Consider the following 14,052-nt stretch of genomic DNA (forward strand, 5'->3'; position numbering starts at 1 on the left):
TCCAGAGTCCCTCATGGAGGCCTTCACGGACATCACCTCCAGCAAGACAACTTTGCCTTACCCCTCAACAAGTCCTCTGAACGCGGGTTCGCAGGCAGCCGATCTTCGCTACGGTGGTCGCCGAGCGAAGGGGGACCGATGGAACAGGCATGGCAACGGATCATGGCTTTGCTGTCCGAGCACGCACCCGCCACCGCCCGCGAGATCCGGCCACCTGCCCCGGCCGCCCAGGTCGAGCGCCTGCAAGACCGTGTCGGCATCGAGTTCCCACCGGAACTGCGCACCTGGTGGGCCCTCATGGACGGCGTCGACGACCAGCGCGACCACGGGTCCGGGAACAGATCCGGCTACCTGATCCCGAACAACTACGTGCCGCTCGCGGTGAAGCGGGCCGAGGACGAGTACGCCAGGCAGTCGCAGTATCCCGACCAGGACTGCTGCACTCCTGACGGAACGCACCACAAGCAGGCCGGCGAGAACAGTTTTCCCTACTGCACCGCGGTTCTCCCCATCGGCCGGGACATCGGCGGAGGCCTGCTCTGCGTCGATCTCAGGCACGGTGAAAGCCACGGCAGCGTCATGCGGTGGTATGCCAGCGAAGGGATCTACGACTCGAACTGGACGAGCGTCACCGAGATCCTCGACGAGATCGCCGAGCGCCTCGAAGACTACGTCCATGACCGCGAACTGCCTTATCGCGAAAGGCACCCCGTCATCGACGACGGCGAGCTCGGTTGGCCCTGACCCACGCCCCTGCCCTACCTGGTCTTCTCGGTCGCCACGGCGGAAGCCACCGCGTCCGCGACGGCTTCCGCGGCCTTCGTGGCGTCTTCCTGTGCCGCGGCGACCGGGGCATCGCCGACGTCGGCGTCCCGGACGGCCGCGGACCGCGGCAGGTTCTCCGCGAAGGCACGAGAAACGTTGTGCAGCGCGGACGTGACCTCGCTCGGGATGACGAAGAAGGTGTTGCCCTCGCCCTGAGCCAGCTGCGGCAACGTCTGCAAGTACTGGTACGCCAGCAGTTTCGGGTCGGCGTCGTTGCGGTGCACGGCCTGGAAGACCTGATCGATGGCGCGGGCCTCGCCCTCCGCCTTCAGGATCTCCGCCGTCCGGTTGCCTTCGGCGCGCAGGACGGCGGCCTGCTTGTCACCCTCGGCGGTGAGGATCTGGGACTGCCGCTGCCCTTCGGCCGCCAGGATCGCGGCGCGTTTCGCCCGTTCCGCGCGCATCTGCTTCTCCATGGCGTCCTTGATGGTCGCCGGCGGATCGATCGCCTTGATCTCGACGCGGTTCACCCGCAGCCCCCATTTGCCGGTCGCGTCGTCGAGGACGCCCCGCAGCTGGCTGTTGATGGTGTCGCGAGAGGTCAGGGTACGTTCGAGATCCATCGAGCCGACCACGTTGCGCAAGGTCGTGACGGTGAGCTGTTCCACGGCCTGCAGGAAGCCGGCGATCTCGTAGGCGGCCGCGCGGGGGTCGGTGACCTGGAAATACAGCACGGTGTCGATCTCGACGACCAGGTTGTCCTCGGTGATCACCGACCGTGGCTCGAACGAGACGACCTGCTCGCGGAGGTCGATCTTCGGATAGACCCGGTCGATGTAGGGGATGACGAAGTTGAGTCCCGGCGACAGCGTCCGGTGGTAGCGGCCGAGCCGTTCCACGTTGCGGGCGCGGGCTTGCGGCACGATCCGCACGGTCCGCAACACGGTGACGGCGGCGAGCAGGGCGACCACCATGGTCGCGATCAGGGCGGCGGAGATTTCCATGGTCCCTCCCGTGGGTAGACGAGGACGGTGCTTCCTTGGACCGCCATGACGTCCACGACCTCTCCGGCCGGGATCACCAGCGTTCCGTCGAAGGCGCGGGCGGTCCATTCCTCCCCGGCCAGGCGGACCCGGCCGTCCATTTCGGACACTTCCGTCAGGACGGTGGCCGGTTTCCCGATCAGGGCGTCGAATCCGAACCTTTCGCGCTGCGGACGCTGGAGCTGCCGCAGCGCGATCGGCCGGACGAGCACCACGCCGACCGTCGAGACGACGGTGAACACCAAGAGCTGTCCGGTGAGCGGCAAGCCGACGGCCGCCGCGCCCGCGGTGACGAGCGCCGCTCCGCCGAGCACGCCGAGCGCGGCGGTCACGCTGAAGATCTCCGCGACCCCGAGGATCACGGCGAAGATCAGCCAGACGACCCAGTCATCCATGAGCGACCTCCGTTCACGGCTCGATGAGCCCGGCGCGGATGGCGTAGCGGGTGAGTTCGAGCCGGTCTTTCAGCCCGAGTTTGTGCAGCAGGTTGGCGCGGTGTCGCTCGACGGTCTTGACGCTGATGACGAGCAGGTCGGCGATCTCCTTGGAGGAATGGCCTTCCGCGACGAGTTTGAGGATCTCCTCCTCCCGGTCGGTGATGGCCTTGGCCGGCAGTTCGGCGCCGTCGCGGGCCCGGTCGAGGTAGTTGCGGATCAGGGCGTTGACGGCTCCGGGATAGAGGAAGGGCTCGCCGCGCATGGCGGCACGACAGGCCTCCACCAGGTCCCGGTCGGCGACGGACTTGAGCACGTAACCCGAAGCGCCGGCTTTGAGCGCCTCGAAGAAGTACTGCTCGTTGTCGTACATGGTCAGGATGAGGATCCGCAGGTCGGGCTGGAGCCGGGAAAGCTCCCGCGCGGCCTGCAGGCCGGTCAGCCGTGGCATCGCGATGTCGAGAATGGCCAGGTCGGGCCGTTCCGCACGGGCACGCTCGATCGCTTCGGCGCCGTCGCCCGCCTCGGCGACCACGGTCAGATCCGGCTCGTTGTCCAGGATCAGGCGGACTCCCCGCCGGACCAGGGAGTGGTCGTCGGCCAGCAGCACTCGGGTGGTCGGTGGCATGGTCATCGGCTCCCGGTCGGAACGTGCAGGCGGACCTCGGTGCCGCCTTCCGGGCCGGGACCGACGACGAGTTCGGCGCCGACGAGCAGGGCTCGTTCTCGCATCCCGCGGATGCCGGCGCCCTCGGTGGCGGCTCCGAGCCCCCGGCCGTCGTCGCGGATCCGCAGCCGGACCCCGTCGTCGGTCCGGGTGAGGGCGAGTTCGAGGTTGCGGGCGCCGGCGTGGCGGGCGGTGTTGGTGATGGCCTCCTGCGCGACCCGGTAGACGACCAGTTCGGCGTCCTCCCCCAGGTTCGGCAGATCCGGGTCGAACCGGCGGCGCACCGTCAGGTCGCTGTGCCCGGAGATCTCGGTGGTCAGCGCCTTCAACGCGCTGATCAGCCCCAACTGTTCGAGGTCGCCGGGCCGCAATCGCCGTGCGATCCGGCGGATCTCGTCGAGGCTGCCGCGGGTGGTCTCCTGCACCTGCCGGAGCTCGTCGCGAACCGGGGCGGGCGCGTGGTCGGCCACCCGCTTCAGCTCCAGCAAGACGGCGGTCAGGGTCTGGCCGACCTCGTCGTGCAGTTCCTGCGCGACCCGGCGGCGTTCGTCCTCCTGCGCGGTCAGGGCACGCGCCGCGCTGTCACCCCGTTCGGCTTCCAGCCTGTCGAGCATGCTGTTGAACGTCTCGATCAGGTCGGCGATCCCGCCGTGCCCGGTGACCGCCGGACGCGGTCCCGGTCGCAGCAGATCCGTGGTGGTCATGGCCCGGGTGAGCCGCTTCAGCGGGGCGAGCCCGACCCTGAGCAGCACCGCGTTGGCGACGAGCATCGCGGCGAGCCCGCCGATCATGATCATCGCTTCGGTGAACAGCACCGGTGTGGAGACGGTCACCGGGCCGAGCAGGAGCAGCAGCATCGCCACGAGCAGCACGGCCGCGTTGAGCAGGAAGATCCGCCAGAACAGGGACACGACACCCTCCCTTCTCACTCGCGGTGATCGCCTACCGCCAGGTTGCCGGGCGTGCCGTGGCCGTGTCCATCCGGGCTGACACCCATCCGCGTACATGGTGCCCCCCGCCGTAAATGGGTGTCGGCACCGATGGTTCCCGGTGGGAGGCGCCGAAAGACTGTTTCCCGTCCCAGCACCGAGATCAGGGAACCGAGGTGAATCCCGTGGTCACCGGCTCGAAGACCGGGGAAGGCGAACCCCTGACTAGCCACGCCGAATGGGTTGATGCCATGCGCGCCAGCGATATCGCGGTCACCGTGCCGACCGTCACCGCGGACGACCCGGTGACGCAGGCGATCCGGGTGATGGCGGTCAGCAGGCTGCCGGGGCTGATCGTGGTCGACAACGTGTCACGGCCGCGCATGGTGCTCCCGGGGACGCAGGTGCTGCGACTCGCCGTCCCCGGGTCCTACCAGGACGATCCGGCGCTCGTCCGGGCCGTCGACGAGGAACACGCCGACCGGTTCTGGCGCGAGCTCGGCAACCTGACCGTGCGCGACTGCGCCCAGCAGCGCGCCGTGAAACCGGTGATCGTGCGCGCCGACGCCACCCTGCTGGAGATCGCGGCACTCATGGCCCGCCAGCACAGCCCGCTCGTCGCGGTCGTCGACGACCACGGCGTCCTGATCGGCGCCGTCACCCTTGAACGGCTGATCACCGGCCTCGCCGTGTTCGGCGTCGGCGACTGACCGCCTTCTTCCGCGGGCCCCGGCCCGGACACCTCCACGTTCGAAAGGTCGGTTCCGTGCGCTCGTCCTCACCTGCCCGCCATCGCGGCGCCTGTCACCTCACGACCGGCCAGGCCGGGCCGCCGGGGTGCGGCCGGTGAGCGCCGTCCTCGCTCTCGCGATCTTCCTGGTCGCCTTCTACTTCATCGCCACCGAGAAGGCCGACAAGGTCAAGGTCGTGCTCATCGCCTCGGCGCTCATGGCGATCCTTCAGCTGATCCCCGGCGCCGAGGTGTTCTTCTCCGAGCACGCCGGGATCGACTGGAACGTCATCTTCCTGCTGTTCGGCATGATGATCATCGTCGGCATCGTCAAGCAGACCGGGATCTTCGACTACCTCGCCATCTGGTCGGCCAAGAAGGCGAAGGGAAAGCCGTACCGGCTGATGGTGATGCTGATGGGCATCACCGCGGTCGCGTCGCCGTTCCTGGACAACGTCACCACGATCATGCTGGTCGCGCCGGTGACCATCGTGCTCTGCAACCGCCTGCGCATCCCCGCGCAGCCGTACCTCATCGCCGAGGTGCTGGCGTCCAACATCGGCGGCGCCGCGACGCTGATCGGCGACCCGCCCAACATCATCATCGGCAGCCGGGCGGGGCTGACCTTCACCGACTTCCTCGTGCACATGACGCCCGTCGTCGTCATCATCTTCGCTGTCTTCGTGCTGCTGACCAGGGTGCTCTTCCGCTCGTCGTTCCAGTACAACCCCGAGCACGTCGCCGCCGTGATGGCGTTGCAGGAACGGCGCGCGATCACCGATCCCGCCATGCTCCGCCGCTGCCTGATCGTGTTCGCGATCGTGGTCGCCGGATTCAGCCTGCACGCCGTGGCGCACCTCGATCCGGCCGTCATCGCCATGGTCGGCGCCGGGTTGATGCTCCTGGTCACCAAGGCCGACGTCGGCGACGTCCTGCGCGAGGTCGAATGGCGCACCCTCGTGTTCTTCATGGGGTTGTTCGTGATGGTCGCCGGGCTGGTCCACACCGGGGTCATCGAGACCATCGGCAGCTGGGTGATCCAAGGTTTCGGGGACAACCACTTCGTCGCGGCCACCGCGCTGTTGTTCGGCTCCGGTGTGCTCGGCGCCTTCTTCGACAACATCCCCTACGTCGCGACGATGAGCCCGATCGTGGAGGGCATGGTCGCCGACGTCCCCGACCCGCAGACCGGGCAGGCGCTCTGGTGGTCCTTCGCGCTCGGGGCCGACTTCGGCGGCAACGGCACCGCGGTCGCCGCCAGCGCCAACGTCGTCGCGCTCGGGATCGCCGCCCGCTCCGGGCATCGGATCACGTTCTGGCAGTTCACCAAGTACGGCATCGTCGTGACGGTGCTGAGCACGGTGATGGCATGGGGCTACGTCTGGTTGCGCTACTTCACCTGATGGCGGGAACCGAATCACCCAGAGTGACCACCTAGGCTGCCAGGACATCCGACCGTCAGTGAGGAAATCGCGTATGACAACCGCCGAAGCAGCGGAAACGCGCCGCCGCTATCGGCCCGAGTTACAGGGACTGCGCGCGGTCGCGGCACTGCTGGTCGTCGTCTACCACGTCTGGCTGGGCCGGATCTCCGGCGGCGTCGACGTCTTCTTCCTGATCTCCGGGTTCCTGATCACGGGCCAGCTGGTCCGGGCCGCCGGCCGCGGAAGGATCGAGTTCCGCCCGCTGTGGGGCCGGATGATCAAACGGCTGTTCCCCGCCGCGCTGACCGTCCTGCTCGCGGTGCTCGCACTGGCGATCTGGCTGCTCCCGCAGGACCGGTGGTTCCAGACGATCAAGGAGGTCTTCGCCTCCGCCCTCTACGTCGAGAACTGGCGGCTGGCGGCCGATTCGGTCGACTACTTCGCGCAGCACAACACGGCCAGCGTCGTCCAGCACTACTGGTCGCTGTCCATCCAAGGGCAGTTCTACATCGTATGGCCGCTGTTGATCGGGCTGGTGGCCTTCGCCGCCACCCGGCTGCGCCGCTCCCTGAACGGCACGGTCGCGATCACGCTCGGCGTCCTGTTCGCCGTCTCCCTCGCCTATTCGGTGCGGCTGACCGCGACCAACCAGCCGCTGGCCTACTTCCACTCCCTCACCCGGGTCTGGGAGTTCGCCCTCGGCGGGCTGCTGGCGCTGGCCATCGACCGGTTCCTGCTTCCCCGCCTGGTCCGGATCCTGCTGGGCTGGATCGGCGTGGCCGGGCTCGTGACCTGCGGAATGATCCTCGACGTCGGCCAGGTGTTCCCCGGCTGGGCGGCGCTGTGGCCCACCGTCTCCGCCGCGCTGGTGATCATCGCCGGCGCGACCGCCAGCCGGGCGGGCGCGGACCGGATCCTGTCGTCCCGGCCGCTGGTGTACCTCGGCAACCTCAGCTACTCGCTGTACCTGTGGCACTGGCCGGTGCTGCTGTTCTACTTGATCGCCCGCAAACGCGAGGCCGTCGGGTTGCTCGGCGGGGCGGTGGTGATCGGGGTGTCCCTGTTCCTGGCGGCCGCCACGTATCGGTTCGTCGAAGAGCCGGTGCGGAAGTCCGCGGTCGGCGAGCGGACGCGCTGGGGTTCCTATCGGTTCGCCGTGCTCGCGCTGCTCCCGGTGCTGCTGGTCGCGAGCACCTGGCAGGTGGTGAGCGCCAAGAAGGCCGACTTCTCGATCGCGCTCGACGACGACCACCACCCCGGCGCGATGGCCCGCGACCCGGAGACACCGAAGAAACCCGTGCCCGGCAAGGAAGCCGTGCCGCCGTTGATCGCCGTGCCGAACGACTGGGGCGGCTTTCCCGACGCGCGGTGCACACCTTCCCGGTTCGACAAGATCCTCGACGTCTGCACTTCGCGCCCGGAGGGAACGCCGGTGAAGACGATCGTCGCCGTCGGCGACTCGCATATGCAGCAGTATCTCGCCGCGATCAAACCGATGGCGGAGAAGAACGGCTACCAGGTCACCTTCATGCTCAAGGGAGCTTGCCCGTTCTCCACGACGTCGGACGCGATGCCGGGCGACGCGGGCTGTCTCGCGTGGAACTCCGCGGCGCAGAAAGAAATCCTGGCGATGCGCCCCGACGCCGTCCTGACCTTGTCCACTCGCGACGTCCGGGTGGGCCCCACCGAGAAGACGCCACAGGGTTTCGTCGACCAATGGAAGGTCCTCGATCGTGCCGGGATCCCGGTCGTGGCGCTCCGCGACAGCCCGCGCCCCGGGTTCTCTCCCCCTGCCTGCATCGAGGCCAACGGGGTCAAAGCGCCCGAATGCAGTGTGCCGCGGAACAAGCTGCTCGCCGACCCGCCGTACGAGAAACTCACCGACATCCCCGCGAACGTCTCGCTGCTCGACTTCAGCGACTACTTCTGCGGGCGGGGCCTCTGCCGTCCGGTGGTGGGGAACGTGCTGGTGTACATGGACGACAACCACGTCACCGCCAGCTTCATGACCACGCTCTCCCCGGTGCTGGAACGGGGGATGATCAGCGCCCTCGGCTGGTGATCCCGAGCAGTGCCGCGACGGCGTCGCGCGCCTGGTGGGCCGGAGCGGGGTCGCCGCTGATGCCCGCCGTCACGATCGCTCCTTCGGCGAGCAGATAGACCGGTTCGGTCACCCTGAGGCCGGTGGCCCGCACCCAGGCGTCCACCTGCTCGTGGAACGCCCGCTTGTGTGCCCGCACCTCGGCCAGGACCGCCTCGGACGAAGGCCCGAACTCGCCGTGGGCGTTGATCCAGGCACAGCCACGGAAACCGGGTTCGGCGAACCAGTCGGCGAGCCAGTCGAAGATCGCGAGCACCCGCTCACGGGGATCCGTCACCCGCTCCACGCGGTCTGCCAAGTTGCCCCTCCATCGCCCGTCGCGACGTCGGAGCATCGCCACAACGAGGTCTTCCTTGGCCTCGAAGAAGCGGTAGATCCGTTTCAGCGAGAGGCCGGACGCCGCGCGGACCTGATCCATACCGACCGCTTGGATCCCGTTCTCGTAGAAGAGCTTCTCGGCGGCATCGAGCAGCAGCTCGCGGTCCACCCGGTTCTGCTCCTCGGTGACAGCGGCAGGCATCGGGACTCCTTGACGTCGAGAACGGTCGTTCCCTATCCTAGTCGTCAGACGTAGAGAACGCACGTTCTCCACCTGAGGAGGTCACGATGACGGAAGATCGCCCGCCCTACCCGCCGTTCACCCGGGAGACAGCACTGCGGAAAGTCCAAGCGGCCGAGGACGGCTGGAACACACGCGATCCCCACCGGGTGGCCTCGGCGTACACGCCGGATTCGGTGTGGCGGAACCGGGACACGTTCGTCCAGGGGCGCGAGGAGATCGTCGCCTTCCTGACCGGGAAGTGGGAGCGGGAACAGGACTACGCGCTGCGCAAGAACCTCTGGGCGTTCGAGGGGAACCGGATCGCCGTCCGTTTCCAGTACGAGTGGCACGACCAGGCCGGACAGTGGTGGCGCAGCTACGGCAACGAGCTGTGGGAGTTCGACGAGCACGGTCTCATGAGCCGTCGCGAGGCGAGCATCAACGATGTGGCCATCCCCGAAAGCGAGCGGCGGATCCGCGGCCCGCGTCCGGCGGAGGAACACGGAGTCGATTTCCCGCTCCAGTAGCTCAATCGACGATCGAGGCGATCTCCCACAGCCCCAGGGACTTGTCCGCGTAGGCGCCGCCCTCTTCGGTGCAGCCCTCGACCAGCACGGCCAGTGGCTCCGGGAACCTGAACGGTTCACGGCACAGGTTCAACGGCCTCCAGTCCCCCGTCACGATGTCGTTGTTGGTGCCCAGCTCGGTGAAAGTCGTGGTCAGCAGGTACCGGGAGCCACTGCGCCGGAGGTTGCTCAACGCCCGTTCGATGTCGGCGAAACTCAAGTGCACCAGGCAATCCCGGCACAGCACGAGATCGGCGGCCGGGAGCTGATCGCCGGTCAGGTCGAGGGTCCGGAACTCCCGCACCGGATCGTCCCGGAACCGGGCGGCGTTCGCGTCGACCAGATCGGTGACGATGTCGGCGCCGATGTACCGGTCCAGGTCGAGGTCCACCTCGCTGAGCCAGCCGAAGTCCCCGCACGGCAGATCGAGCAGGGTGCGCACGCCGAAACGTTCCAGGAGGGCCGGCAACTGCTCGCGGAGCCCCTGGGTCTGGACGGACTCGGAACCAGGCCCGGACACCGAGGAGGAAGTCCACAATCGGGATCGGAAGATGTAGGTGAAACGATCTTGGGTCCCCATGCTTTCGAGCTCTTCGGCGACCCGACGGAAGTTGACCTGCGCGGTGGTGATCGGTCGTTCGTCCACGCTTTCATCGTAGATCGATTCGGGCATCCTCGAGTCCATGACCGAATGGGAAGCCGAGCGCACCCGCCTCTTGAAGGCGAACGCGGAAGCACTGGCCAGGACGGCGCTGACCAACGTCGTACGCGAGTATCCGCACCACGAAAGCCATTGGCATCACGAAGGCGTACCCATCCCCACCCCGAAACTGTCGCATCCGTGCTTTTACGGCAGTTTCGACTGGCATTCCTCCGTGGAGATGTTCTGGGTGCTCGTGCGCTTGCTGCGACATCATCCCGAACTCGTGCCCGCCGAGGAGATCCGCGGCGTCCTGGACGACCACCTGACCGTCGAGGCGCTCGCGGGGGAGGTCGCTTTCTTCACTCCCGACGAGCACCGCAACACTCAACGCCCTTACGGTTGGTCCGCGCTGCTGGACCTCACCCACGAAACCGCCACCTGGGACGACCCTGACGCCGCACGCTGGTCGGCAGGACTGCGAGAGTTGAGCGCTGTCTTCGTGTCCCGCTATCTCGACTGGCTGCCGCGAGCCACCTATCCGATCCGGTACGGCATACACGAAAACGGCGCGTTCGGGTTGTCCCGCGCCCTGCCGTACGCGGACCACCTCGCCGCGCAGGGCGATCCGCGGCTACGCCAGGTCGTCATCGAGACAGCCTGGCGGTGGTTCGGTTCCGATCGCGACTACCCCGGTTCCTGGGAACCCTCCGGCGCCGACTTCCTGTCCCCCGCCCTCGCCGAAGCCGAACTCATGACCCACCTGCTGTCCGCGAGCGAGTTCGCCGGCTGGCTGCACGGGTTCCTGCCCGGCATCGCCGACCGGAAACCCGCGACGCTGTTCACCCCGGCGACCGTGAGCGATCCCACCGACGGGCAGATCGCCCACCTGCACGGCCTCAACCTGCACCGCGCCTGGTGCTGGCACCGCCTCGCGCGCACCCTCCCCGACGACGACGCCCGGATTCCCGCCATACTCGAAACCGCGCACGCTCACACCCATGCCTCACTCGCACAGACCACCGGCGGCGCGTACATGGTCGAGCATTTCCTGGCCTACTACGCACTCCTCCTACTGAGTTGAGTCGACGATGACCTGGTCACTACCGCACATCACCCTCGGCTCCGAACGCCGTCTGCTGGAGGCCATGCTCGACCGCAACCGCGCCGAATTGGTCAACGCGGTGCGAGGCCTGCCCGACGAAGACGCGCGCCGCCGGCTAGTCGCGTCGCGGACCACCCCGATCGGGCTGCTCAAACACGCCGCTGTCGCCGAACGAATCTGGTTCCACCACGTCCTCGGCGGTATCCCCGAGAGCGAATGCGACGGCGGTACGACGCCGGGCGACGCGAGTTTCGTCGTCGGCGACGACGAGACGGTGATCGAAGTGATCGCGGAATTCGAACGCGCCAGTGCGCGCTCCCGCGTGATCGCCGCCGGCTTCGACCTCGACGAGATCAAGATCCACCCGCGGGTCGGCGACGTCAGCCTCCGGTTCGTCCATTTGCTCCTGATCGAGGACTTCGCCCGGCACGCCGGGCACGGCGACATCCTCCGCGAGCAGATCGAGCATCCGGTCGCGCGGGACGATCGGTAGTTCCACGCGAACATGTCCGGACTGTGACCACCCGAACAGAGCAGTCACTCGCTGTTGGTGAGCCGAGTGCCGCAGCAGCGGCGGCTCGACCGCCCGATCAGGTGAACTCACCGTGAGCACGATTGCTCGGATCTGGTCGAAGTTGACCGTAGCCGACCGTTGCGAACAGCATCTTTCATACTGCGAAAGCAGCGCGCACGACTTCCACGATGTGCTTCCCCACCTGCGCAGATCAATGCGGAGAAGCACGTCGCGGTGACCTGGCCCGACACCACGAAGGCAAGCCACCGGACCGGCGAGCCCGCTTGACGGCACTCGTCCGTTCAGCGCCATCGACTACTTTTAGTAATTTCCGCAGTCACCCAGACCGTTGAGCGACGCAGGCATACCGTTCAGCGCGACACACGCAGTACTACTGAACGGTCACAATCTGCTTTCGCCAAGATGTTTCTCAGCCGCACCGGGTCAAGAACCGGTAACGCGCGCGTGGCCCCCTGCGGTAACAGGAGGCCACGCGGATGTCCATTCGCCCAGCTCGCTAGAACAAGGACAGGACGCCGTGACCTTACAGCCTGATAATGCGAAGACACCAGACAGCGGCCCGCCACGGCGGGTCAAAGTCGTCATCGAGACCATCGAGGTGCCGCCGCGCCGAGTCGCCACGTCCGCGGAGATGATCCGCGCGGCGCGGCCTCTCCTGAGGACCTCGGGGCGTCATCGCAAAGTGCAGACCCGCGACAGCTGGCTCTGCCTCGCGATGGCGGTCCTCGCCGGCTGGGCCCCGACCCTGCGGATGTGTCTCCTGCTGACGATCGGCGGCGGAATCGTCGTCGGCGTCGTCAGGATCAGCACGCCGGAAATCGGTGCGTCGGCGGGGACCTGCGTCGGCCTGCTGACCCTTTTCGGCGCTTGGATCGTCAAAGCCCGCCAAGGAAAGCAGCGCCGGGAGCCGAGTCTGTAGCGTGTTTTGCCCCGTGCCGTCCGATTGGCCGGCACGGGGTGCCCGGCGTTGCCGGAAACTCTCCACACCTGTTCGGCGACCTCCGGTTAAATGATCGCGAAGTCCCCGACATGTGAGGAGATCTTGTGCGGAGAGCTAGAAGACTGGGGGCCCTTGCCGTTTCGGTGCTGGCAGCGACCACGGCACTGGGCGGCTCGGCGTCGGCCGACACCGTGCAGTCGTTCCACACCTCGCTCGACCCCGCCTCGGTGCGGGAGTCGGTGCGCTACCTGGTCGAGAACTACCGGGTGAACGAGAAGGAAGCGTTGCGCCGTCTGGAGTTGCAGACCGACGGCGTCAAACTCGACGAGCTGCTGACCCGCGAACGCGGCGCCGAATACGGCGGCATGTGGCTCGATCAGGACAAGGGCCAGCTGGTCTTGGCCATGACCAAGCCCGCGGCGGCCGAGCCGTATCTGAAGGCGCTGCCCGACCGTGGCGATGTTCGCACGCAACAGGTCCAGCATTCGTTGCGGCAGCTCACTGCGGCGAAGGAACGCGTCGCGGCCAAGGTCGGCGCGGGACCGGAAGCGGTCTACCTGCCCGCGGTGAGTGAGTCCGAAAACCGCGTCGTGCTGTGGGAACGTGCCTGGGTGGCGCAGGAGAAGGCGGCCATGCGCGCCGCCGGCGATGTCGTGACGGCCGAAGTGAACACCGCCCGAGAGGCCGCGGCGGCGGAACCCGGTGTGGTCGTTTCCCGTGTGCTGAAGAACCCGAACGCGCTGTCCACGCCGAACGTGGACCTGGGTTTCTGCCATCCGCTCTACTGCACGAACCACGGGCCGATGCGCGGCGGCCTCCGGCTGGACATGAAACGGGACGACGGCACCTGGGGCGGCTGCACCAGCGCCTTCAACCTACGGTCCACCGGCGGCGGTTTCCCCGGCAAGGGCTGGGTCCTGACCGCGGGACACTGCATGCGGACGAAGACGAACAACACGCCGACCCAGCACAACGGCAACGACGTGGTGCAGCAGCACGGCATCGAGAAGAGTTCCTACCCGTACGACTACGCGGCGCTGCCGTACGTCAACGACGCGGCGTCGACGAAGTGGCTCGAAGGCCAGACCGGCCGCAACCGGGTGCTGAAGTACTGCCGCAACGGTGGCATGGACAGCAACGGCGACACCCCGTGCGGCCAACAGGCCACCTCGGTCGACGAATACATCACCGGCGCGCACAAGCTCGCCGACATCAAGGCGGGCTGGGTCGTCTGCGCTTCCGGGACGGCTTCGAGCGCGGTGAACTACCCGGATTCCGTCGACAGCGGTGCGGGCGCCGGCTACCTCGTCGGGACCCGCTGCGGCCGGGTCCTGTCCACGGACGTCGGCATCAACACCGATTTGTGTGCCCGCCCGGGCGACAGCGGCGGTCCGCTGTTCAGCCAGGCCGATCACGCGGCCCTGGGCATCCTGATCGGCAACCAGCAGTCCCGGTCGGGCCCCTGCCAGGCCGGTGAGCTGAACAACTACGCGCCGATCGAGACGATCACCACCGATCTCAGCGAGCGGATCGCCAGTCAGGGATCCAAATTCGCGGTGATCACCACTTCGAACGGCTGATCCCAAGTACGTGAAGGCCCCCTTCATTGCGTTAGGCGCAATGAAGGGGGCC

At 67.5% G+C, this 14,052-nt stretch carries 15 protein-coding genes; 9 read left to right on the forward strand and 6 right to left on the reverse strand.

Annotated elements, in window-relative coordinates:
• The first annotated feature begins 138 nt into the window (after positions 1 to 138).
• A complete protein-coding gene (locus ACFWMR_RS38710) occupies positions 139 to 744 on the forward strand; it encodes an SMI1/KNR4 family protein (protein ID WP_378381994.1) in 606 nt (201 codons plus the stop codon).
• Positions 745 to 758: 14 nt separating this feature from the next.
• Here the strand turns inward: ACFWMR_RS38710 and ACFWMR_RS38715 are convergent, their stop codons facing one another.
• Genes ACFWMR_RS38715 through ACFWMR_RS38730 form a run of 4 tightly spaced genes read right to left on the reverse strand, consistent with a single transcriptional unit; the run spans position 759 to position 3,820 of the window.
• Complete coding sequence (locus ACFWMR_RS38715; protein ID WP_378381995.1) at positions 759 to 1,769, reverse strand: SPFH domain-containing protein; 1,011 nt, start codon at positions 1,767 to 1,769, stop codon at positions 759 to 761.
• Entirely contained in the window at positions 1,748 to 2,203 is a 456-nt protein-coding gene (locus tag ACFWMR_RS38720; protein ID WP_093937406.1) for an NfeD family protein, read from the reverse strand. The genes ACFWMR_RS38715 and ACFWMR_RS38720 overlap by 22 nt, the downstream gene beginning before the upstream one ends.
• Before the next feature lie 13 nt (positions 2,204 to 2,216).
• A complete protein-coding gene (locus ACFWMR_RS38725) occupies positions 2,217 to 2,876 on the reverse strand; it encodes a response regulator (protein WP_093937407.1) in 660 nt (219 codons plus the stop codon).
• Positions 2,873 to 3,820 (reverse strand): HAMP domain-containing sensor histidine kinase, encoded by a 948-nt coding sequence (locus tag ACFWMR_RS38730; RefSeq protein ID WP_378381996.1) that lies wholly within the window; start codon positions 3,818 to 3,820, stop codon positions 2,873 to 2,875. Before ACFWMR_RS38730 ends, ACFWMR_RS38725 begins: the two co-directional genes overlap by 4 nt.
• Positions 3,821 to 4,089: 269 nt before the next feature.
• Here ACFWMR_RS38730 and ACFWMR_RS38735 point away from each other — a divergent pair, with 269 nt between their 5' ends.
• From ACFWMR_RS38735 to ACFWMR_RS38745, 3 genes are all read left to right on the forward strand, one after another.
• Positions 4,090 to 4,548, forward strand: a complete 459-nt coding sequence (locus tag ACFWMR_RS38735; protein ID WP_378381997.1) for a CBS domain-containing protein — start codon at positions 4,090 to 4,092, stop codon at positions 4,546 to 4,548.
• 136 nt (positions 4,549 to 4,684) lie between these two features.
• Entirely contained in the window at positions 4,685 to 5,971 is a 1,287-nt protein-coding gene (locus ACFWMR_RS38740; protein ID WP_093937424.1) for an ArsB/NhaD family transporter, read from the forward strand.
• A 73-nt stretch (positions 5,972 to 6,044) separates the two neighbouring features.
• Positions 6,045 to 8,054 (forward strand): acyltransferase family protein, encoded by a 2,010-nt coding sequence (locus ACFWMR_RS38745; RefSeq protein ID WP_378381998.1) that lies wholly within the window; start codon positions 6,045 to 6,047, stop codon positions 8,052 to 8,054.
• Here the strand turns inward: ACFWMR_RS38745 and ACFWMR_RS38750 are convergent.
• Positions 8,035 to 8,613, reverse strand: a complete 579-nt coding sequence (locus ACFWMR_RS38750; protein WP_378381999.1) for a TetR/AcrR family transcriptional regulator — start codon at positions 8,611 to 8,613, stop codon at positions 8,035 to 8,037. The genes ACFWMR_RS38745 and ACFWMR_RS38750 overlap by 20 nt on opposite strands.
• 86 nt (positions 8,614 to 8,699) lie before the next feature.
• On the opposite strand from ACFWMR_RS38750, the gene ACFWMR_RS38755 reads away from it, so the two are divergent.
• The gene (locus ACFWMR_RS38755) at positions 8,700 to 9,161 is read left to right on the forward strand and encodes a nuclear transport factor 2 family protein (RefSeq protein ID WP_378382000.1); all 462 of its coding nucleotides are present in this window, start codon (positions 8,700 to 8,702) and stop codon (positions 9,159 to 9,161) included.
• 1 nt (position 9,162) lies between these two features.
• On the opposite strand, the gene ACFWMR_RS38760 is transcribed toward ACFWMR_RS38755, so the two are convergent.
• Entirely contained in the window at positions 9,163 to 9,873 is a 711-nt protein-coding gene (locus tag ACFWMR_RS38760) for a class I SAM-dependent methyltransferase (RefSeq protein ID WP_378382001.1), read from the reverse strand.
• Between the two features lie 10 nt (positions 9,874 to 9,883).
• Between ACFWMR_RS38760 and ACFWMR_RS38765 the strand changes: the two genes are divergently transcribed.
• The 4 genes from ACFWMR_RS38765 to ACFWMR_RS38780 all read left to right on the forward strand — a co-directional run bounded on the left by ACFWMR_RS38765 (position 9,884) and on the right by ACFWMR_RS38780 (position 14,000).
• Entirely contained in the window at positions 9,884 to 10,924 is a 1,041-nt protein-coding gene (locus tag ACFWMR_RS38765; protein WP_378382002.1) for a DUF2891 domain-containing protein, read from the forward strand.
• 7 nt (positions 10,925 to 10,931) lie between these two features.
• Entirely contained in the window at positions 10,932 to 11,438 is a 507-nt protein-coding gene (locus tag ACFWMR_RS38770) for a DinB family protein (protein ID WP_378382003.1), read from the forward strand.
• A 559-nt stretch (positions 11,439 to 11,997) separates the two neighbouring features.
• Positions 11,998 to 12,399 carry a hypothetical protein gene (locus ACFWMR_RS38775; RefSeq protein WP_378382004.1) on the forward strand — a complete coding sequence of 134 codons (402 nt, stop codon included), beginning with the start codon at positions 11,998 to 12,000 and terminating at the stop codon, positions 12,397 to 12,399.
• Positions 12,400 to 12,524: 125 nt separating this feature from the next.
• Complete coding sequence (locus ACFWMR_RS38780; protein ID WP_378382005.1) at positions 12,525 to 14,000, forward strand: trypsin-like serine protease; 1,476 nt, start codon at positions 12,525 to 12,527, stop codon at positions 13,998 to 14,000.
• Positions 14,001 to 14,052: the final 52 nt, after the last annotated feature.

The organism is Amycolatopsis thailandensis, assembly GCF_042723255.1.
In the GTDB taxonomy this organism is placed as follows: Bacteria; Actinomycetota; Actinomycetes; order Mycobacteriales; family Pseudonocardiaceae; genus Amycolatopsis; species Amycolatopsis thailandensis.